The 22,939-nt window shown below is 39.5% G+C and carries 18 protein-coding genes and 1 tRNA gene; 10 read left to right on the top strand and 9 right to left on the bottom strand.

Going from position 1 to position 22,939, the window contains the following annotated elements:
* Positions 1–884: 884 nt before the first annotated feature.
* The 6 genes from NLX65_RS02645 to NLX65_RS02670 all read left to right on the top strand — a co-directional run bounded on the left by NLX65_RS02645 (position 885) and on the right by NLX65_RS02670 (position 8,007).
* Entirely contained in the window at positions 885–3,167 is a 2,283-nt protein-coding gene (locus NLX65_RS02645; RefSeq protein ID WP_260536915.1) for a transglycosylase domain-containing protein, read from the top strand.
* Between the two features lie 82 nt (positions 3,168–3,249).
* Positions 3,250–3,810, top strand: coding sequence for a non-canonical purine NTP pyrophosphatase (locus NLX65_RS02650; RefSeq protein WP_260536917.1), 561 nt, complete (start codon positions 3,250–3,252; stop codon positions 3,808–3,810).
* 1,009 nt (positions 3,811–4,819) lie between these two features.
* Positions 4,820–4,908, top strand: a tRNA-Ser gene (locus NLX65_RS02655).
* A gap of 109 nt (positions 4,909–5,017) precedes the next feature.
* Positions 5,018–6,130, top strand: coding sequence for a Glu/Leu/Phe/Val family dehydrogenase (locus NLX65_RS02660; RefSeq protein ID WP_260536919.1), 1,113 nt, complete (start codon positions 5,018–5,020; stop codon positions 6,128–6,130).
* A gap of 15 nt (positions 6,131–6,145) precedes the next feature.
* Positions 6,146–7,282 carry a transcription antitermination factor NusB gene (gene nusB / locus NLX65_RS02665; protein ID WP_260536921.1) on the top strand — a complete coding sequence of 379 codons (1,137 nt, stop codon included), beginning with the start codon at positions 6,146–6,148 and terminating at the stop codon, positions 7,280–7,282.
* Positions 7,283–7,677: 395 nt separating this feature from the next.
* Positions 7,678–8,007 (top strand): hypothetical protein, encoded by a 330-nt coding sequence (locus NLX65_RS02670; protein ID WP_260536923.1) that lies wholly within the window; start codon positions 7,678–7,680, stop codon positions 8,005–8,007.
* 268 nt (positions 8,008–8,275) lie between these two features.
* On the opposite strand, the gene NLX65_RS02675 is transcribed toward NLX65_RS02670, so the two are convergent.
* The 6 genes from NLX65_RS02675 to NLX65_RS02700 all read right to left on the bottom strand — a co-directional run bounded on the left by NLX65_RS02675 (position 8,276) and on the right by NLX65_RS02700 (position 13,606).
* A complete protein-coding gene (locus tag NLX65_RS02675) occupies positions 8,276–8,998 on the bottom strand; it encodes a DUF4292 domain-containing protein (RefSeq protein ID WP_260536925.1) in 723 nt (240 codons plus the stop codon).
* 413 nt (positions 8,999–9,411) lie between these two features.
* Entirely contained in the window at positions 9,412–9,723 is a 312-nt protein-coding gene (locus tag NLX65_RS02680; RefSeq protein ID WP_260536927.1) for a DNA-directed RNA polymerase subunit omega, read from the bottom strand.
* Between the two features lie 40 nt (positions 9,724–9,763).
* On the bottom strand, positions 9,764–10,573 hold the full coding sequence (locus NLX65_RS02685; protein WP_260536929.1) for an outer membrane protein assembly factor BamD: 810 nt from the start codon (positions 10,571–10,573) through the stop codon (positions 9,764–9,766).
* 177 nt (positions 10,574–10,750) lie between these two features.
* Positions 10,751–12,313, bottom strand: coding sequence for an OstA-like protein (locus NLX65_RS02690; protein ID WP_260536930.1), 1,563 nt, complete (start codon positions 12,311–12,313; stop codon positions 10,751–10,753).
* 39 nt (positions 12,314–12,352) lie between these two features.
* On the bottom strand, positions 12,353–12,586 hold the full coding sequence (locus NLX65_RS02695) for a hypothetical protein (RefSeq protein ID WP_260536932.1): 234 nt from the start codon (positions 12,584–12,586) through the stop codon (positions 12,353–12,355).
* A gap of 96 nt (positions 12,587–12,682) precedes the next feature.
* Positions 12,683–13,606 carry a hypothetical protein gene (locus NLX65_RS02700; RefSeq protein WP_260536934.1) on the bottom strand — a complete coding sequence of 308 codons (924 nt, stop codon included), beginning with the start codon at positions 13,604–13,606 and terminating at the stop codon, positions 12,683–12,685.
* A 413-nt stretch (positions 13,607–14,019) separates the two neighbouring features.
* On the opposite strand from NLX65_RS02700, the gene lysS reads away from it, so the two are divergent.
* The 3 genes from lysS to NLX65_RS02715 all read left to right on the top strand — a co-directional run bounded on the left by lysS (position 14,020) and on the right by NLX65_RS02715 (position 17,016).
* A complete protein-coding gene (gene lysS / locus NLX65_RS02705) occupies positions 14,020–15,543 on the top strand; it encodes a lysine--tRNA ligase (protein WP_260536936.1) in 1,524 nt (507 codons plus the stop codon).
* A gap of 36 nt (positions 15,544–15,579) precedes the next feature.
* Complete coding sequence (gene accD, locus NLX65_RS02710; protein WP_260536948.1) at positions 15,580–16,419, top strand: acetyl-CoA carboxylase, carboxyltransferase subunit beta; 840 nt, start codon at positions 15,580–15,582, stop codon at positions 16,417–16,419.
* A gap of 321 nt (positions 16,420–16,740) precedes the next feature.
* Positions 16,741–17,016, top strand: a complete 276-nt coding sequence (locus NLX65_RS02715) for a hypothetical protein (protein ID WP_260536938.1) — start codon at positions 16,741–16,743, stop codon at positions 17,014–17,016.
* A gap of 12 nt (positions 17,017–17,028) precedes the next feature.
* Here NLX65_RS02715 and NLX65_RS02720 read toward each other — a convergent pair whose 3' ends face one another.
* The 3 genes from NLX65_RS02720 to uvrB form a co-directional block, all read right to left on the bottom strand.
* Positions 17,029–19,152 carry a WH2 domain-containing protein gene (locus NLX65_RS02720; protein ID WP_260536940.1) on the bottom strand — a complete coding sequence of 708 codons (2,124 nt, stop codon included), beginning with the start codon at positions 19,150–19,152 and terminating at the stop codon, positions 17,029–17,031.
* 234 nt (positions 19,153–19,386) lie between these two features.
* Complete coding sequence (locus tag NLX65_RS02725; RefSeq protein WP_260536942.1) at positions 19,387–19,530, bottom strand: hypothetical protein; 144 nt, start codon at positions 19,528–19,530, stop codon at positions 19,387–19,389.
* A gap of 42 nt (positions 19,531–19,572) precedes the next feature.
* The gene (gene uvrB / locus NLX65_RS02730; protein ID WP_260536944.1) at positions 19,573–21,588 is read right to left on the bottom strand and encodes an excinuclease ABC subunit UvrB; all 2,016 of its coding nucleotides are present in this window, start codon (positions 21,586–21,588) and stop codon (positions 19,573–19,575) included.
* Positions 21,589–21,796: 208 nt separating this feature from the next.
* On the opposite strand from uvrB, the gene NLX65_RS02735 reads away from it, so the two are divergent.
* The gene (locus NLX65_RS02735) at positions 21,797–22,810 is read left to right on the top strand and encodes an MSCRAMM family adhesin SdrC (protein ID WP_260536946.1); all 1,014 of its coding nucleotides are present in this window, start codon (positions 21,797–21,799) and stop codon (positions 22,808–22,810) included.
* Positions 22,811–22,939: the final 129 nt, after the last annotated feature.

Consider the following 22,939-nt stretch of genomic DNA (forward strand, 5'->3'; position numbering starts at 1 on the left):
CTAACGTTTTGGCTAGTTCCAATAGCCCTAATTTCGGTTTAATGATTTTTTGATGTAAGTTCATAATAGTTGTAATTTATATCCGTACAAAGTTAATAATTGTCAGATTAAATCCTAACTACTACACTTACTATCTTATCATTAAGATAATAATCAGGTAGCCAGCCGTATGCTGATATATGGAAGGGTTGTTTAAAAAGCCATATCCTGAGTTAATACTCAGGATATACAGACGTAAACACTATAATTTGGAAAGTAAAGTTATGAGTAGTGGTTATATGTTATGGACCAAAAAAATGTTAGGTATACATGGATATAATCAACATCATAAGCTATGAAAGTATATTTAGTAAGCTTCAAGATGTTTTAGATGGAGAAGTATGTATGACAAACCCCAACTTATAGAGGAGCCGTATAACGGGAAACTGTTACGTACGGTTTTGAAGCCGAGTGGGGAGGGGTGACTCTCTCTGCTTAGGTAATAGGAAAATCTATTCTAGCACAGAGATGGAAATGGATTGTTCGTATACGCCACCGCTCATGCTACCTCATGTCCGCCGATAAAAAGTTGACACGCAGTAAAAATAATAAAACGATCTGTTTTTCCATCTGTAAGATGACACTTTCAGCCACTTTTTACCCAGGGCTTGATTTTTTGTCCACTTTTTTATAAAAAAAGTAAAAATAAAATTGCCTTACTAATCCATGGCGTGAAGAGACACTTTTATCGGATAGTCAATCAAATACATTCCTTAAGTTGACGCCATTGGATGACCATAGATCGCACATGCATCGAATCAGTTATTTTATATTTTTTAGCCTTAAAAAGCTTAAATTTATAGATATTTTTACTGCTTCCTATAGCAGAACCACACGGACAACATATGGAAAAAATAATACGTATACTTTGGAAATTTTTTGCAGCCATAACCATAGCCATTCCTATCTATCTTTTTTCTGTTCAAGTCAACTTTTACAATTTATATGGCAGCATGCCGTCTACAGACTTGTTAGAAAACCCACAAAGCGAATTAGCTTCTGAGCTCTACGCAGCTGATGGCAGCTTACTAGGCAAGTACTTTAGAAACAACCGCAGCCCGGCAACCTATGAAGAGATTTCCTCCAATATGATTCATGCACTGATCGCTTCGGAAGATTACCGTTTTGAGCAACATGCGGGTATAGATTTACGCGGTTTATCACGTGCTTTTTTTCTTTCTATTTTATTACAACAAAATAAAGGAGGAGGCAGTACCCTGACCCAACAGTTGGCTAAAAACCTTTTTAACATTAGAAAAGAGGTAAACTATAAAGGTAAATGTACAGATATTCCATTGCTTAATAAACTGATCCTCAAAACGAAAGAGTGGATTTTAGCTGTTCAATTAGAGCGTGCATATACAAAGCAAGAAATTATAGCCATGTATTTGAATACCGTTGCCTTTGGGAGCAATACATATGGTATTAAAGTAGCCGCACGTACCTTTTTTAACAAAACACCAGCCGAATTACGTATAGAAGAAGCTGCGCTATTAGTCGGTCTACTACGTGCACCTACCCGCTATAGCCCCATAAAAAACCCTGAAAGAGCCAACCATATTAGAAATGTAGTCTTAGCCCAAATGGTTAAGTATGGTTTTCTCAAAAAATCTGAATATGACCTGATTTGTGAGATACCTACTGAATTACAGTATCAAGAAGAAAATTATGAAAAAGGTATAGCGCCTTACTTTAGAGCCGTAGTGCGTGACTTTCTCTTAAAGTGGACGCAAGAAAATGGGTATGATCTTTTTTCAGATGGACTACGCATCTATACTACCATTGATAGTCGGGTGCAAATACACGCAGAAGCTGCTTTAAAAGAACAAATGGCACTGCTGCAAAATCAATTTGATGCCCACTGGAAAGATCAAAATCCATGGATTCATGAAAATGGGAAAGAAATAGTAGATTATATTGAAAAAGAGATAAAAAAAACACCACTCTACCAAAAATTACGCAAAGAATATGGAACAGACACTGAATCCATTTATAAAGTATTAAATACACCTATACCCACCACATTATTTTCTTGGGAAGGTCCTATTCAAAAAACGATAACCCCTTTAGAAGCCTTTAAACATCATCGCAGGATATTGCAAGCTGGGTGCATGGCTATGGATCCCTATACAGGTCATATTAAAGCCTGGGTAGGTGGCATTGATTATAAATACTTTCAATATGATCATGTCAAGCAGAGCAAACGCCAAACAGGTTCAACTTTTAAGCCTATCGTCTATACCGTAGCCTTAGACAATGATTACCTACCCACAGATTTGGTCACAGACGAGCCTGTTACTTTTGTACAACCCAACGGAACCACTTGGACGCCACAAAATGCCTGGAAAACCTACTCTGGGAAAAAATATACTTTGCGTTATGCTATGGCCAAATCCTATAACTCGATCACCTCTTATCTGATTAAACAGCTGACCCCTCAATTGGTTGTAGAGTATGCCAAGCGTATGGGGCTAAAAGGTCCTTTAGATCCAGTTCCTGCCATTTGCCTAGGTTGTAGTGATGCTTCGATTTACGAAATGGTAGGGGCATACAGTACTTTTTTGAATAAAGGCGTTTGGACAGAACCTTTTTTTATTACTCATATTGAAGACAAACAGGGCAATGTATTACAAACCTTTACACCACAACACCACGAAGCCATTCACGAAGATACAGCTGATCTGATGACCTATATGTTAAAAGGTTCATTAGATGAAGGCGCACTAAATGGCGTATCTATAGCACTAAGAGAACAGAACGAGATAGCGGGCAAATCAGGTACTACTTCCAATCATTCAGATGGTTGGTTTATCGGGCTAACCCAAAACCTCTGTACTGGTGTTTGGGTAGGCGGAGAAGATCGTTGCATTCATTTTAGAGATTTTCACCTAGGAGCGGGCAGTGTGACTGCGCGTCCTATATGGGAAAAATTCATTACCAGGTTGTACAATGATCCCCAACTAGTGTATAAAAAAGGTCCTTTAACCACCAACAACATCTTATCTGAAAAGGTAAAAAATATTATTCAAAACAAGCCACCATCTACGCATACTACTAACCATACGTCAACAGATGCAGCAAACAAAAAACAAATTGCTATAGAATTAGATATAGATAAAATACTCTAAAATAAACCACTTGAGCGGATGCAATGGTTGCTTTTATGTGTAAAAAATTATAAAATACTGCATTATTATTTCGCGATCGCCTATGCAAACCATTAACTTTGTCACCAGCAATCTATTAAAACTACAACAAGTTCATGCCATTTTAGGCAATACTGCCCCTTTTAAGTTGGTGCATCATGCCTTAGAGTTACCGGAGCTACAAGCCTCTTTGGATGAGATTGCCATTAACAAATGCATAACTGCCGCTGCCATTATAGGAGATAACGTATTAGTAGAAGACACTGCATTCAGCTTTAATAGTTTAAATGGCCTCCCTGGCCCTTACATTAAAACCTTTATACATCAAATAGGACTCAATGGCCTAATACGAATTTTATCAGATTTTGAGGATAAAACTGCAATAGCTATTTCTACTTTTGCCTATACAGAAGGTCCCAATCAACCTGTAAAGCTATTTACGGGTACCATGCATGGAAAAATTATGCCTCCCAGCAGTTCTATACCGAACCAAACCAATTGGCAGTCTATTTTTCAACCAGAAGGGTACGACATAAGCTATGCGATGATGGAAGAAGCGCAAAAAAATAAGATTTCACACCGCTATAAAGCACTGATGCTACTGGTAGACTACCTGACCCATTAGATTAGATTAGATGGTTCAAGAGTATGTATGTTATATTTTTGTATCAAGACAAGCATAAAACATAGCTATCTGTTTACGTTACTGGTTAATAATGCATTTTATTCGACTTTTTTCTTGATAAAAAAGTAAGCAAAAAATAAAGCCCTCGGCAAAAAGGCGCTAAAAATGGCATCTTACAGGGGCGTTTTTCTTTTAACGCAAAAAACCAGCGACTTGAACGACAGATACCTATCGTTTTAATGAGGGTTTGCGTCCATTGCGTCCATTTAAAGCATTCATGTCCGCCGATAAAAAACTTGGCGCTTCAGTAAACTTGTAATCTTTAGACGAATGGTTGTGGAGCGGATTAGAAAAACAGTTCATTAAAAGCCCACGCAGTTGACGGTTTCTGTTTTGCCCGTTGCATAACCATTCGTTTCATTACTTTTACTGCGTTCCAACTTTTTATTGGCGGACAGGGGCAACGACGTATACGCATTAGCCATTTCTATCTCTGTGTTAGAATAGATATACCTTAAGTTGACGACATTAACTGAACCCGATCGGGTTGATTACTCAAAGTACAATGGTGCACTATGCTACGACCATCGTAATCTAGCGCATATAATGGATTAGGCTGTATAGGTAGTTTACTCACTAATCGCGCAAGATCTTTTATGGTTTTTTGTAGGGCTTGCTTGGCGGGATGTAGATCATATCTGGTCAACCGATTGCATGAAAACGTACAAGATACAAATAATGCAATGAGCAATATCACTTTTTATTATTTAAATGAAAAAACTAGCCTTGTTCATTATGGAAATAATTAATAGAATTATACTATAATACTATGATTTTAATGGAAAAAACATATAATCTATATAATGTTTTATGCAACACTGTTAGCCCATGCTAAAAATGAGACTATGCATGAGCCCTTTTACTATAAGGGGCAGCCATCAAACAATTATATGCCATTGTTGTAATTTTTCCGAATTAGAAAAAAAGTTGTAAATTCAACAAGCTAGTTGGAGTGGTGGCCGAGTGGCTTAAGGTGCCCGCCTGGAAAGTGGGTGTACCCCTAAAAGGGTACCGGGGGTTCGAATCCCCCCTACTCCACTGTCAATCTACATTTCTAGCTAATTGTTTGAGTACCATCTTCATATATGGTTAGCCCTATTAGGAGCATCATCCTTAATGGTAACCTACATAACCTTTACTAAGCTTTATGAAAATAACAGAGCAAACCTTTTCTAGTTATATTTTTAGCAACTACCCAAATGACACCACCCATTTTTCCCAAAAAGGGCATGAGCAAGTGGTTTATTTTCAAGATGAAACAACGGGTTTGCAAGCAATTGTGGGCATCTATGATACAACATTAGGACCTGCTGTTGGTGGATTGCGTTTTTTTGAATACCAAGATGAGCGCGAGGCACTGAAAGACGTACTACGTCTTTCCCGTGGCATGACCTACAAAGCCGCTATAGCTGGGTTAGACTTTGGAGGCGGAAAGGCTGTGATTATGAAGAAAAAAGGGACCACGCTTACGGAAGCCCTACTCCGCAAATATGGAGCTTTTATAGAGCGGTTAGGTGGCTATTACATTACTGCACCAGACTATAATACCACTATGGAACATATGGTAGACATTGCCAAATCAACCCGCCATGTCATAGGGCTGCCTGTAGCCTTAGGAGGTAGTGGTGATCCGTCAGAGCATACCGCTTATGGGGTCTATATTGCTATGAAAGCGAGTGCAAAGCAAGTATTCGGCACAGATAACTTAACAGGTAAAAAAATTGGTATAGCTGGTATAGGTAAAGTAGGGTATAGCTTGGCACAATTGCTTTGCCAAGAGCAAGCCATTGTTTACGTAGCTGACATTTGCGCCAAGCGGCTAAAAGCCGTAACGGATAGCTGTAAGGTAGAAGTGGTAGCAGCTGAACATTTGCACAGCTGGCCGTTAGATATATATGCACCATGTGCTTTAGGTGCTACCTTAAATAATACCACTATTCCCACCCTGAGTTGTGCCGCTGTAGTCGGTTCAGCTAATAATCAACTAGCAGACCAAGACCGAGATGGCAAACTATTGCTACAAAGGGGTATTGTATATGTCCCCGATTTTTTAGCCAATGCAGGTGGATTAATTAACGCCGTTACTGAATTAGAGCCTAGTGCACATCATTCGGTCAAACAACGTATAGAGCAGCTCTATACCATCTGCCTTGATGTATTAGCGAAAGTTGTAAACAGCCCTCGCCCGGCACAGGAAATAGCGCAAGAAATGGCTATAGCACGCATTCAAAGCATAAAAAATGCGCAAGTTGGCCGATAAAATAGCTGCACGACAATGGAAAATTTCCTTATTCCTAGGCGTTTTGTTCGCATAAAGGCGCTACAAAATCTTTATGGATACACCATTGCACAAAAAGTACATCAACAAGAGGCGATAGAACAAATAAAAAAAGATTTTACATTTGATAGCTTTTTAGATGCACCTGACCAAAAGGACAAACGAGTCAACGCACAAAGCATAGCCGTTGCGATTTTCTCAGAAGCAGTGGCCACAGCGCTACCGATTCAAGACTTTGCTTATGCAGCGGATAAGCAAATTGAACAATCTGTACACAGGCAGCTTGTCCACTATGTAGCAGCTTTAAGCAAAGACCAAACACGGATACAGAATGGCTTTAACCAGTCCAAGGAAACGCTCTACAGAAGTCTTTTATATACTTTGCAGTTACTGGTAGCATGGTACAAATGGGCAAAGGAGATAAAAGGGGCACAAGACCAATCAGAACCAGCCACACATCTGCTTACCCATCAGCTGGCACAAGATCCTTTATTAGAAGCGTTATGTAACAACAGCAACTGGATCGATGCTATTACTAAAAATAGTGTCAACTGGACCAAAGATCCCTACCAAATAGAAAATTGGTATAGACAATTTATCCAACCTGCAGCAATCCCTAAAGCTTATAGATCAACGCCATATAATAGTGTAAAGCTTTTGGAATACATCCTACAAGCTATTATATTTCAAGAGGGGCCCATGAATGATTGTTTAGCTATGGCAGATCTCTATTGGGACGAGCACAAACGCATAGTAAAAAAAATGCTCATCCATGTTGTGATCATGCACGCTACAAAAGATTTTACTGCATTTACCCGCTTTTGGCATCACCCAAAATGGGCACTAGAAGCCGCATTTTATAACCGCTTGCTGACCATGGTGATGCAAAACAGTACGCGCTATGAAGCAATGATTAGTGAAGCAACTAAAAAATGGGATAACGACCGTATTCTTTTAACCGATAAGTTGATACTCAAATTGGCCTTGGCAGAATTGCTTGAATGTAAAGATATACCATTTAAAGTATCTATAAATGAGTACATTGAAATAGCGAAATGGTATGGCACTACTAAAAGTGGTTGCTTTATAAATGGTGTACTAGAAGGCATCCTAAAAGGGGTAGAGAATCAATAATAAAGGGCATAACTGCTGATCGTAATTTTTTACAAGGTGCATTTTGTCTTGTTTTGGGGTAGTGTAACCATATGACTGAAGGAATACCTATAGTTGAACAATCAATAACCGTATGTATTCAGCGCAGTGGTTTTTTGCGTCAAAAAACCGCCCCTGTAAAAAGTCACGGTGTAGAAAGTGGCATTTTACAGATGATTAGGAAAAACAGTTTCCTTTGAAGCCCCAAAAGGGGCGCTTGCTGTTTTTTCCAGCTGTAAGATGACACTTTCAGCGGATTTTTACCGAGGGATTGATTTTTTGTCCACTCTTTTATCAAGAAAAAAGTGGGATAAAGTTCATCATTAACCAGTAATGTGAACAGATAACAATAATCTAACTATTTAACTGATCCAATAATGATAAAAAGAACTGAAAATATATTGATCCTTTGCTTAGGGTTCTGTTTAGGTGCCTTTGTGGGCATCCTTGCTGCACCTACCAAAGGGTCAATCCTTGCTGCACCTACCAAAGGGTCAATAGCTAGGGATGGAATGCTTTACAATTTAAAATCATGTAAAAAAAAGTTACAAGCTTTTATGCTAAAGCTCATGGGGAATAAACATGCGCTTACAAATGAAGCAAAAACTACAGGTAAAGAAGTCATTACGGATGTTGTAAGCGCTGCCCAACAAATATTAAAAGAATTAGAGCTCATTGCAAAGCAATTAGAACAAAAAAAGAAGTAACAAGCTGAATATATCTGTTCCAATCACTGGTTTTTTACGTTAAAAGAAAAACGCTCCTGTAGAAAGTCTCGGTGTAGAAAGTGTGATCATACAGATGATTAGGGAAAACAGTTTCCTTTGAAGCCCGCGAAGCGGGCGCTTGCTGTTTTTCCATCTGTAAGATGCCATTTGCAGCGACTTTTTGCCGAGGGCTTGATTTTTTGCTTACTTTTTTTATCAAGAAAAAAGTGGAATAAAATGCATTATTAACCAACGACGTGAATAGACACTATAGGTGTGGGTGTGTTATACGATAATAGGTAGGTATAGCTAGCCTAATGTTTGGCTTTTTTAACTTTTTAAAATATAATTTATATAGGGTTATCCTACCTTGATAGCACTGTACCTGACCTTTGAGTAAGAAACGTAGTTTAATTCCAGATAAACAAGCACGATCTACTACCATCTTGTATCGGTATAAAAACGTAAAGATGTTGAACTGTTTTGTATCACGTAATTGCACAGCTATCACGTTACGCGTCAGATCATCATAGGTGTAAGCCAAATCGGCAGGCAAGGCACCCTGCCCAATAGGGCCTGTGCCTAACAGCAGTGATTGAATCAATGGATAATTACAAACAAAATGATAGTGTTGCGTTATGCGCTGATAATCCCATTGGTGCACAATACGACGCAACCGATCTACTATCGTTACCCCCTTTTTATCGATGCAGCCATGTATGATCTCTATACCCAAAGGACCCTTTACAATAAAATCAATGCGCTGATTATAGCTTACACAACAGACCACACGACAACGAAAGGTAGGACCAAAACCCATGCAATGGACCGAAGCCTGCATAGAAAAACATGCAGGAAAAGTAGTGAGCAGACCGGCCACATCAAAAAATTGGTTACTAGGCTGTTGTATACCACACCCAGGGAACCAATAGCACACCGCCACAAAGAACTGCACAACCGCTAAACGCTTTATGGTATATAATAGGCGCATAACCTCAATATCTATCCGATTCAGGCCATTACGCCTAAGTAAGGTATTGGTATCTGTTCACACAATGGCGTCAACTTAATTATTTTTTCATTGATTTTCAAATAAAAACATACATTCTCGTCATTGGTTAATAATGCCACTTTCTAAACCGCGACTTTTTACAGGGGCGTTGTTCTTTTTACATAAAAACCAGTAAATTGAATAGATATATTTACTGCTATTTCGTCAAGTTAAGGTGCATATGTCCAGCCGATAAAAAAACTTGGCGGACATGAGCAGCGGCGTATACGTATTAGCCATTTCTGGCTCTGTGTTAGAATGGATGTCTCTTAAGTTGAGGCCATTGAATGAACACCTACAGGTATTTGTGTTGCATTTTTTTTGCTTAAAAAGTGAGCCTAAAAGGGCCTTTTTTAGGTTGCTTCATGAATATAGCGAAAGGCAATAGCACCTTCTAAAAACTCTGTAGTAGCTTCTAGTACAGGTTTAGGAAGCTTTTCATAATGCTGGGTAATCTCATATTGCCGCTGAACATCTATGCTATCCTTTTCTTCCGTAATAGACATAAATTCCTCCAGCTTACGATCCAGCTCATCTTTCATATGCATAGCAATTTGCTTGGCACGTTTCGTAATGATAACCGTACTTTCATAAATATTGCCAGTAGGTGCAATCAATTCATGTATATTTCTAGGCACCAAATATACTTTTTTATTCAGAATCATAATTGTCGTATATATATAATCAAAACAAGCTTGTATCAAGTTAAAATGTTGTATTTCCAGCTGCTGCATGAGATGATGGATCACTCAAATGCTCCGTCAATTGTTGCAGAAAGAAAGACTTACAGGATAGGAGTTCTTTCTTTTTGTCTTCATTAGCGGCTTGAATAACCAACTTTTCATAACACTTTATCAAAAGCCGGAGCACTTTTTCTTTTAAAGTAGTCTCCGGATAGGCTTCGTCAAAATTTTTAAGCGCTACAATGGCTGCATGATAGTAGCCCAAACGAACATATAGTGCAGCAGCCTGAAAATGTTTGTGCATAAGACGGTCTCGCAAACTTTGTAAAGCCTCGGCAGCCTTATGGCAATAAGCACCCGCTGGATAAACCGCTAAATAGCGTTCCAAGGCATCGATCGCTTTATAAGTAAAGGTTTGATCTAACACTATAGGTACCTCTTCACAGGCTAAACTATATCCATACATAAAAAGCGCTTCTTCTACCTGGGGGAAAGTAGGATATTGCTTTACAAGCCAATGAAATTGATGGGCACTAATCAAATATTTTTTTTCATAAAAATTACAATACGCCTGGTAGCATTCAAATTTTGCACGATCTAGCCTATGCTTTAACAAAGGCAAAAGGAGCTCTATTTGCGCATTGGCTTTGGCATAACGTTTGCGCTCATAGAGCCGAATAATTTTTTCCTTTTGCTGTACAAGCAAATCTGGCTGTATAGGAGCCGGGGGAGCGGCTAGCACACAAAAGATAGGGCCTACTAAAGTGCAAGGCAATAGAAATAGCCATCTAAACCTATATATAACGGACAGATTGATGATATAATCTTTCATGGGCAATGGAATAAAACAACAGCTGGTGCTACACCATAGAGATAACGTAACATACAGCGTTATTATTGTTCAGCAACAAAGCTACTGTGTAGCTATACAAATCTACTAAACTATAACTAGATAGCGATTACCTTATAGTAAAAAAATCCTATGGGTTGAGCCAACGGGGGCGGTTTACTACCCACTTTTAGTTATTGCTTCTTTAGACACCTCTTCTAAAATATTCTCTTTGGTAGGCCATTTTTCACCATGCCACACAAAACCATCCAGCTTCATTTGTGTATCTTCAAGTTTTTCTGCTGGATAAAAGAGGCCACTAGGCTTGGGTTTGCATATCATTTGCACCAATGTATTAGCTGACATAGTCATCTCCATATGATCACACTTGATATGGTTCATACCTATCAACTCATTTTTATCCCCCAATGCAAAATAGAGGCTCTCACTATTACCGATTATTGACATCTTCTCAATAGCGCCCTCTTTAAAAGAGGCCACCATCTTATGCCCTTTGACTTGATTGTAATGGCCCATGGAATCTTCGGATACCATAAATAAATTTTTATCGACAAAGAGCTTCACCTCTTCGCCTTCCTCTATAGCCAAATAAACTTCCTCTCCTGTGATTTGATAACTGCTGCACCAAATAATCGGCTTATTATGTAAATGAATGGTATTTTTACCACTGTTATAAACAGCGCCATCTGCCACACCTTGCAGCTCTTCTTGGTAGAGCCTTACATGATGTAAGGCATGAATTTCTTGCTCTGGTGGCTGATCGGGTATGGTTTTTTCTAAAACAATAAACGTATCGGCACGTAAATAGATGATTTGATCATTAACCACCTTCGTTAATAATGGATGGCCAGTTATTTCCCCTTTTTTCTCTTTTGCAACATAACGCGCCTTTTCACCTACTATTACTGCATCATGCTTTTGCGCACGTAGTAAGACATGACCGGTAGCTGCACAATCTTGCCCATCTAAAATGGTTAAACGGTCGGCAGTAAGGATGATATCTTGGGTAGTCAGCGTTCCTTGATCAAAGGCAAGCTGTTTTTTAGGCAAGAGATAGTGCCCTCCCTTGGGAGTGGTAAGTACTCCATCCTGATGGATAATTTTAGTAGCTCCTTGAAAATAAGCGGTTTCTGATTCAGTATGGTACTCCAATTGGTCGCAATGAAGCGTATAGTTGGAATCCACCAATACCACCTGGTCTAAAAAAGTAACTTCATGGCTGGCACCATCATAAAGGCCCCTCTTACTGGTTAACACCATTTGATGCTCTACCAATTTCCCCCCTTGTAAAAACTGACCTTGCTTCTTTGCTACATCATAAATAAGCTTAGCGGTATGAAAAGTACCTTTTTTAGATGAACAGCTTACACCATTTTCAAAAATGGCCTGCTTTTGCGCCAAATCATAAATAAGCAGCGGACTCTTGATCACACTACCCTCTTTGTCTACAATTTTAACATTGCCTTGGGCTTCGATCCGCTCCTCGTCATCATATTTATACGCCTTATCAGCTGTTAACACCATACCATGGGCATGAAAAGTAAAAGCCACGTTGCCTTCCAATTGCTTACAGGGCTTATTGTTGACCATAGCCCCCTCCAACCGATCTGCCCTATAGGTTACTGCATCAGCCAAAGCAGCAAAGGGCCAAGCCAATAGATACACCAGAAAATAAATGGGCTTTTTAGACATTTTTTTATCGTTCCAACCAAAAACTACCATCTACTCAAAATTAATAAAAAGCAAGATTAGAAACTAACATTACGCCTCTTCCATCCACCGATCGATTTGTTGACCCAAAAATTCCGATAATCTATATCTAGCTTCCTGATAATCAAACATCTCTTTACTTCCTTCCACTACCTCAAAATTTTTAAACCTAGTAAATATAGGCTTGCAGCCAAACCGGCCATGCCACACATCTTTTTCAGATATAAATATATCTACATGATCAGGTTTATTAGGCATAATATAATTCCAATTTTTGATAGCCATATGCTCTGAACACTTAGTAAAAAAAATCTTCGCCATCACTTTTACTTCTGCACAACTGACTTTCCAAAGAGACTACACCATCATTAAATTTACCACCTACAAATTTATCCAATGCATTTTTAAACGATTGCACAGTTTTTCATCCTTTGAATTAGGCCAATACCTTAGTGGATCCTTTATACAACCAGGCATCAATAACATCTGAATATTATGCTGCTTACGGTTAGCACCTCCATTTTTACGAATAAGTTCATGGCAAACATTGACACTTTCAGACCTGATACGCATAGATTCTATAGCCGTTTGTTTAAACCAGTAACTCAAGAATTCAGAAGGGTTTACACCTAACTTCGCGGCAAGCATCTTAAAGGCAGCCAAGCGAGTATCCCCCCCTACCTTATTTAATCGTTTACTACCTCTGCTTAAGAATTCAAATACATCCGAGCTACCTGGTTCAAATGCCAATACACCACTTAAAGGAGCCTGCACGAAAACTACACCTTTAATATTAAGTCTATATTTGGTACTATTTTTATGTGCTATAATGGCATTCACAATTCCACCCTGACTAAACCCAACTAAAACAATAGGAACCTCTTGAATGGCTAACTTAGCGCCTTTTCTTTTTTGATCCTCGCTCAAGTATGGATAGCGCCCATTTATTATATTTTCAAGAATATTTTTTTGTACATTCTGTCTAATCTCTTCCACAACAACATCGGCTTGATTAGAAATAGAAAGGAGCGCTGTATTAGATTTTTTTGCCCTGCAAGTTAGCAACATAGTTTCAATGCGATGACTCACCCTGCTAAGCGGATCTGTATTGATAATCTTAGGTAAAACTTCCTTCCAACGTGTATTATCCTCAAACATACCATGCAGGAATACGACAAAAAAATGCCCGATTTTTTTTATATACTTGAGCAACTCCTTAAGATCTATAGTGGAATCCTCCCAAGAACGGATTGAGGCCTTAGATGAATCAGCGGTTAAACGACTATTTTCATTCCCTATGCACATAACTTTTCCATTCAAAATCAAAAATAAACCAACTACAACTGACAAATATATTTTCTTTCTTAAAACTGTAAAATTATACATAGATTAACTTGTTTAAAACACTTATGTAGACTGCGATGGAACAGACCTTTTAAGCCCTAATTATATTGAAATTCAATATAAAATTACTTATAAAGTAAATAATATCATATATTATAATATAATATCAACAAGAGATCATGCATATCTATAGACAAAGGCAAAAAGCGCAAACCTAGTAGCCAACGTGCCATGTAATATAAAAGCAACAGCAACCAAGTATAGAATTATAGAATTAAGTGTAAATTAGAGGAACTAAGGGTAATCGCCACAGGCACATCCAAATATTACTATTTGCTATCAATAACAATCAAATTTATAATTTTTTATAAATCATGCACGAGCTGAATGAACAAGCCATTATTCGGACGCAGAAAAAAGCCCAACTAGAAGCCATGGGGATTAATCCCTATCCAGCCTTTGTCCATCCCATCAATGCCAAAGCAGCCACTATTCTTGCCCATTACAAAGAAGCAGATAAAGCAAACTATAGCCATGTAGTACTAGCAGGCCGCATTATGAGTCGCAGAATTATAGGTGCAGCCTCTTTTGTAGAATTACAGGATGCAAGTGGGCGGATCCAACTCTATGTCCAACGAGATACCATTTCCCCTGGGGAGGATAAAAGCCACTATAATACTTTTTTTAAAAAACTACTAGATATAGGTGATATCATTGAAGTACAAGGCTTTGTATTTACCACTCAAGTAGGTGCGATAGCTGTCCACGTCACGCATCTTCGGTTGCTTACCAAAACCTTAACACCCCTACCGGTTGTAAAAGAAGTAACCACCCAAGAAGGTACAACCGTGCATGATGCCTTTACCGATCCAGAACAACGGTATCGTCAAAGATATGTTGATTTAATTGTAAATCCAGAGGTACGCAAAGTATTTGAGCAACGGGCCAAATTGATTCATACCATGAAAGCTTCTTTGCATCGTCAAGGTTATCTAGAAGTGGAGACCCCTATCTTGCAACCCATTTACGGAGGCGCCTCTGCACGCCCTTTTACTACCCACCACCATGCCCTAGATATACGCTTATATCTACGTATTTCCAATGAACTTTATTTAAAACGGTTAATTATTGGCGGTTATGAAGGGGTCTATGAATTCGCCAAAGATTTCAGAAACGAAGGAATGTCTCGTTTTCACAATCCAGAATTTACGCAAGTAGAGCTTTATGTTGCCTACAAAGACTACCTTTGGATGATGGACTATGTAGAAGAATTGGTAGAAGAGGTTGCACTTGCCCTACATGGTACCACAAAAGTACCATTTGGCTCCCATCTGATTAACTTTAAACGGCCATGGAAACGCTTTACGATGTTTGAAGCGATTCACCATTTTACCGGATATGATGTAAGCGATATGGATGAGGCCGCATTGCGCACCGTAGCCCATCAATTTGGTATCCATATCGCAGACAACTTAGCCAAAGGTAAAATTATAGACGAAATCTTTGGAGAAAAGTGTGAGCCCTATCTGATCCAACCAACCATTATAACCGACTATCCAGTTGAAATGTCTCCCTTAGCCAAACGCCACCGAGACAACCCAGCATTAACAGAACGGTTTGAGGTGATATGTGCAGGTAAAGAAATCTGCAATGCATTCTCCGAGTTAAACGACCCCATCGATCAACAGCAAAGGCTAGAGGAACAACGCACATTAGGCGAACGGGGCGATGAAGAAGCGATGGTAGTAGACCATGATTTTTTAAAGGCCTTACGGTATGGCATGCCGCCAACAGTAGGTATTGGCATAGGCATAGATCGCCTAACAATGATCATGACCAACTCAAATTCTATTCAAGATGTACTATTTTTCCCACAAATGCGTCCTGAACATCCATAAAATATAGATGACCCTATGAGTTTAATAAACGACAACCTGAGTTGGTTTAGGCGCAAAAAGAAAGGTATTCTAACCCCTAGTTCTGCAAAAAAAGAGTCGCCTGATGGGCTTTGGGTAAAAACCCCAAAAGGCAAGATTATACACAGCAGAGTATTGCAAGAAAACTTACACGTTGTACCCGATGATGGCCATCATTTACCGATTGGTTCTAAGGAGTATTTTGCCATTCTATTTGATGAAAACCGTTTTACGGAACTCAATGCAACCTTTAGATCGGCAGATCCCCTGCAATTTGTAGACAACAGGCCTTATACCGAGCGACTCAAGCAAGCAGAAGCACAAACAGATTTAACAGATGCCATACGAACGGCTTATGGGCAGATCCATAACCTACCACTGGCCATTGCCTGCATGGATTTTACATTTATTGGGGGTTCCATGGGTAGTGTAGTAGGCGAAAAAATAGCCCAATTGATTAATCACTGTTTGGCGCATCAAACGCCTCTGCTGATTATCTCTAAGTCTGGTGGTGCCCGCATGATGGAAGGCAGTTTTTCATTGATGCAAATGGCCAAAACAGCTGCCAAGTTATTACAATTGGCACAAGCTAAAATTCCTTATATTTCGCTACTAACCGATCCAACTACAGGGGGTGTAAGTGCCTCCTATGCGATGCTAGGGGACATCAATATGGCTGAACCAGGTGCACTAATTGGTTTTGCAGGTCCACGTGTGATTCGAGAAACTGTGGGGAAAGAACTACCGAAAGGCTTTCAAACCGCAGAGTTTTTATTGGCCCATGGCTTCTTAGATATGATTGTAGATAGACGGAAGTTAAAGGAAACCCTTTTCTTACTCTTGAAAATGCTGGTGTAACATATGAGGTTATAAGCGGTGCAAAAAGACTTAGAGCCGCTAAAGCCCCGAAAGGGGGCGCTTCCTGTTTTTCCATCTGTAGGATGACACTTTCAGCGGCTTTTTACCGAGGGCTTTATTTTTTGTCCACTTTCTTATCAAGAATAAGGAATATCTATATCTAACACAGCGACAGAAATGGGTAATGTGTATACGCCGCTGCTCATGTCCGCCAAGTTTTTTATCGGCGGACATAATCGCCTTAACTTGACGAAATAGCAGCAAATATATCTATTCAAGTTACTGGTTTTTATGTGAAAACAATAACGCCCCTGTAAAAAGTTGCGCTATAGAAAGTGGCATTTTACAGATGATGTGGAAAAACAGTTTCCTTTAAAGCCCCCAAAGGGGGCGCTTCCTGTTTTTCCATTTGTAAGATGGCACTTTCAGCAACTTTTTACCGAGAGCTTTATTTTTTGTCCACTTTTTTATCAAGAAAAAAGTGAGATACAATCCATTATTAACCAGTATCGTGAACAGATGCAATATAATTGTAGCATACTGACGCAACTACCACTAGGCGATCCAGCAGGTTCATACCCTATTGCAGCGCAATAGATCTATCGCTAATCATCCCCACTCATTGTCACTTTCCTCTGGCTCGGAACCGGAATCAATATCTCTACCTGTTTCATTCTTTTGGCTCATTGCCTTCCTCCTTTCTTCCATCGCCTTGTGTAGGCTCGCAAACAAGGGATTAGTAGATTCGATAAGCCCTTTACCTTTTTTAGCAGAACTAGGATCATATTCCACCTTCTTAAGCTTTATACCTTCTCTAATCTGAGTCAACAATCCATCACGACCATCACTACTTTGCTTCGTCTGTTTACTGCTAGACCGAGTACTTGCTGGTGGAAAAAGTGGCGGAGCCGATATACCGTTCACGGCAGGCCCAGTACCTGGTGGCATCGGAGGCGGAGGCGGTATAGATCCATTGGTACAAAGAACCGGAGATCGACTAGATGCAAGCAGCTGACCAGCAGGAGAACCTTTCGGTTCAGGTATAGTAGATGACGAAGTAGATGCTTTCTTACTGAACCTGATGTTTAGTTCATCGATCATAGCATTACCACTACTACTTTGTAATGGCGGATCTTTTTTAGTTGTTTGAGCCATTTTAACCCCACTACCTCGATTTGGCGCGCTTACCAATTGTAGAACGCATCCAGCTGACGGAGGCGGAGGTGGAGGCGGTATACTGTTCACGACAGGTCTACCTTTTGGCACCGGTGCTATAGGTTGTTCTTGTGATGGTTGAACAGGCTTAAGCTTTATACCACCGGCTCTAATCTGAACGAATAATGCATCACGACCAGCATTATTTTGATTACCAGACTCAATATTGGTTGCCATCGGAGGTGGCGGTGGAGGTGGTGGTGGAAGAGGGGTTGTAGCGTTAAATCCTGTATACTGCCTAGGTGAAGTATATACGCGCCCATGACGCGCATCCTGCGTAGGTACAGCTTCCGGATTATGGGTATGCGCCTGTTGCTCATTTCTGCTAGGATCATTTTGATTTTCAGGATGTAAGGGCAGCGCTTTCCCATCAGATGCCTCATCAGCTTGCCCCACTTCCGTTTCCTGCGCGTCTATTGGCATAGGGTCAGACAATAGCGCTACTTGCTCCAAGTGCAATTGATGCACAGCATCCGGTTCTCTATCTGTTTGCATCAAAAATCTTACATGGTCTAATGTCATCAAACGATAATATTCCCCCTCCTGAAGGTAACAGTAGGCAAATGGATAATCTGCTAAACGCAAACTTGAATAATCATTTGCTACATCCTTTGAATCAAATTGTAGTAGATCACCCACAAATTCAGCCGGAAAGGTTATATAATCTACTGCTACTGCTGCCTTAGTAGCCCATTCCCCATCACACGCTAGCATCTCTTTGACCAAATGCACAAGACTAGGCTGTGCTTTAACCAACAGAAACCCTACCTTTTCAAATGCTTTAAGTGTATCAGATGGCACGTTACCACTAATCGACAACTTGCTGCTGATGCAACTGCTTGTAGTGTAGCTATACTTTTTATATAACTGTGTGGTAAACTCGGAGGTGATGGCATCTTCTTTAAAAATAGGATGATCTACAAAAGGTACTTTATAACAAAATGCTATCTCCCTCCAGGATGGATTGTCTTGTATTTTATGCCAAAAGTCTTCCTTGTCACTACTACAGGCACTAAGCGCAGCGGATTGATCCAATTGTTGCAACAAATGTTCCAATAAGGCATGGTCCACTTTTATAATACGCGGATCTTCAATATGATCATAACGAATACGTACGATAGATGTTTGCTCGCTTTCTTGCCCAACTTGCGGATGGTGTTCAATAAGCCTCATCCATCCTTCTTCCGAAAAAAGTTTCACAATAAACACCTCTTTGGTATCAGATGTTACAAAAACGCCACATAGGCCATCACCTAGGTTTAATACCATTCCCCTACCCAATACAAATTTAACATCATCACTTTGCCCTTCATCTTGATTTTTAACCTCTAAATCATTTGATTTTGGCACGAATGATCGATAAGGTGCACCGCTTATTGGAAACTTGGTTGCGTCACCAGCAAGACCTTTACAAAAATCCATATTCGCACTCAGTAAAATATAAGTAGCTGGAAAAATTATATTTGAACCTACTAGGCCTTTCGTGATAGATTTAATTTTATTAAATTTGTGAATCATAATTGTTTTTTGTTTTTTAGTTGTTGCTTTGAAGTGTTGTATCAACAGGTCTATAGGGCTCGCTTAATAGGGCCCTAGTTGCATCATTGAACATAATACTGAACCGATTTCCCATGCCGCAGCTTAAGGCATAGGAATGAAAATAGAATCAAAATGCCATCTAAAAATTGACAAAAAAAGCTATGCTGGCTTTCTTAAGCCATTAAGCTTAATGATATAGCACCCCCTATATCCTTATTGATGATGGCTGAACCGCCGCGCAAAACGCTGGTAGGCCATAGCGCTTGTAGATAAAAGCGTCAGACAATGAAGCTTATACCAAGGCATAGCACCTACCTCAGTACCTCTTATGTCTCCAGCACCTGTTGCTACAAGCACATAATTAAGGTTACTAAAAAAAATTAAAAAAACAAAAGATTGCTAGAAGACGTTGGATTGTTTTTTCAAGTTTTCTATGGCTGCTTTTAATCGGTCTGCTTCCAAAAACTGTAGTCTTTCTGCCGCTTGGTACATTTGATCTTCCAATAGCTTCATGCGTTCTTGTAGGGTGGCTTGCTTACCATAAGGCACCGTACAGTCGGAAACAACGGTCGGAAAGGCGCTATCCTCATAAACTACTTGCCCAAACGCGTCGAGCCTATTATCCTCTAAAGCTATGGCAGGTTGTTGTTGACATACGGAGCTAGGAATAATATGATGTTGTGTATTATAAGCGATTTGTAAAGCACGCCTACGTTGCGTTTCGCTAATGGCCTGTTCCATAGAAGCGGTCACCCTATCTGCATACATGAGCACGCGCCCTTGTGCATGACGCGCTACCCGGCCTATGGTTTGAATCAGTGCACGCACATTGCGCAAAAAACCTTCTTTATCTGCATCTAAAATAATCATCAAAGAAACCTGGGGCAAATCCAACCCTTCTCGTAACAAATTGACACCCACAAGTACATCAAAAGTACCATTGCGTAGGGCATTCAATATGGCCACACGGTCTAACGTTTTGATCTCAGAATGGATGTATCTACAACGGATTTGGGCATACACTAAATAATCGGTTAGTTCTTCTGCCATGCGTTTGGTTAAGGTGGTAATTAATACCCGTTCCTCTTTTTTAACAACCTGTTGAATCTCTTCTAAGATATCATGCATTTGATGCAGTGTAGGACGCACCTCTATTTCAGGATCTAATAACCCAGTAGGGCGTATAATCTGCTCTATAACAACACCACCCGAACTTTCTAGTTCATAATCAGCAGGCGTTGCACTAACAAAAATAACCTGATGGATCAGTTGTTCAAATTCATCAAACCTTAATGGACGATTGTCCATAGCAGATGGCAACCTAAAACCATGTGTTACTAAATTTATTTTTCTAGCCCGATCCCCTCCTGCCATAGCCCTGAACTGGGGAATGGTAACATGGCTTTCGTCAATAACCATTAGGTAATCTTTAGGAAAATAGTCTAGCAAACAGAAAGGACGCTCCCCAACTGACCTACCATCTATATAGCGTGTATAATTTTCAATCCCCGAACAATACCCCAGTTCTCGCAGCATTTCCAAATCTAACGCTGTTCTTTCTTGTAGCCGCTTGGCCTCTTCCAACTTGCCGATTTCATTGAAATGGGTTACCTGCCTATGCAACTCTTCTTGAATATGTTCTACTGCACTATCCAATATATCTTTACCCATTACAAAAAGATTAGCAGGAAAAATAAAGGCTTCTTGTAGCTCTTTGCGTTTGCTACCAGAAGCAGGATCTATGATATGGATGGCTTCCAGTTCATCTCCCCAAAAGATAAAGCGATAGGCATAATCTCCGTAAGCCACAAATAGGTCAATGGTATCTCCCATGACGCGAAAGCGCCCCCGTGTACATGCGCTATCATCTCTGCTATAGAGCATCTCCACAAAACACTTTAAAAGATTATTACGCGATAATGCGTCGCCTACGCGAAATAAATGGCTATTGCGCTTGAAAGATTCTGGCTTACCAAGCCCATAAATACAGGAAACAGAAGCTACTACAATGACATCCCTCCGGTCACTTAACAAAGCAGCCACTGTACTAAGACGCAATCGCTCCAATTCATCATTAATTGCCAACTCCTTTTCTATATAGATACCACTAGCTGGCAAATAGACTTCTGGTTGATAGTAATCGTAATAGGATACAAAATATTCAACCAAATTATTGGGGAAAAAGGAACGCAACTCACCATATAGTTGCGCCGCTAAGGTTTTGTTATGACTGATCACTAAGGTAGGCCTATTTAACGCTTGAATGGTATTGGCTATCGTAAAGGTTTTGCCAGATCCCGTAACGCCCATCAATACTTGGCTCGTTACCCCCCGCTTGATGTGGGCTACAAGTTCAAGAATAGCTTTGGGCTGATCGCCAGCGGGTTCATAGGATGAGACAATTTTAAATGACATAAATTAGCATAATAATAATTTACAAATCGACATAAAAATAAAAAAGGTAGAATGCATCCGGCCATTCTAAGCAAAAAAAATAAGATCTACAAATTGATACAAAATATAATATCTGTTCGTTTATGCCCATATATATTTGTTTTTTTAATTTAAAATCAGTAAAATAATAGTCTACGCTAGAGATTTCATATCTACATTTTGCAATGTTATGGCCTATGTTCAACAAGCTGCTTGGTTCTGCGCACTCATGCTACTTTTACAAGCTTCTATCTGCAGCAGAAAACGTTTCCGACCTGCGTTAACACCCATATCCGCAGCAACCATTTATAAGAAGTTGCGCTACAAGCCGTTGTCATCAGATCATGCACTAGAAGGCAGTCAACAGCAGATTATTGATTTTAATCCTGATTTTGATGATGATAATGATAATCATAAAACGTTTAATCCTGAGGTTGATAGCAATGGCTACAATGAGATAGATACTGATTCTAATGGTGACAGTAATGCCGGCTACGATTCCGGTTATGATTCTGATAAGGATGCTAATAAGAATACTGATAAGGATGCTAGCGCTACACCTAAACCCAAGCAACTGTCATCATCTGTACCAGATCTTAAGAAGCATAATGTAATTCTTGATTTTGAGCACACTATCCAAAAAATGCGTAAAGAAGCTGATGCAAGTAGGAGTATCCATTGTAAATTGTCAGCAGATAGATTGATACGCACCGTAGAAGATGGACCGAATGATCAGCATAGCCTATACGCTGCAGAAGACTATGTCATTCAAGGATTGAATATATATCGTGCTGCAAAAAAGATCTGTGCACTATATGGGCAAGATGCTTCCCCATTTGAAGTCAAAGCGCATGACTTTTTGTGTTATTATTCGGATCATTTAGAAAAACCAGAAGCTTTTTGGATAAACAAGATCAAAGAGATCAATCAAGGCGTTGTAGCATACTTATACAAAAAGGAGTTTCTACATGCAAATGTAGATGCCATAAATAACAAATTAAGAATAGCAGAAAACTATGTTGGATTAGATGATACCCATTACAACGTTACGACTACCTTCAAGGTAGCAGGCAAAAAATTTGCATTAGAAGATAAAAAGTGGCTCACACTAACAGAAAACCAGAAACAGGCCTATCGCAATAGACAATCAGAAAAATGGTACAAACGTTTAGATCCATTTGAACAAAAGTTTATTGATGCTTAATGTGTAGTAGTCAAGATTTAATCTGACAATTGTTAAATTATGATGATATAAATCTTAACTACTATGAACTTACATCAAAAAATTATCAAGCCTAAATTAGGGTTATTGGAACTAGCTAAAACATTAGGC

Source organism: Candidatus Cardinium sp. TP (assembly GCF_025215055.1).
GTDB lineage: Bacteria > Bacteroidota > Bacteroidia > Cytophagales > Amoebophilaceae > Cardinium.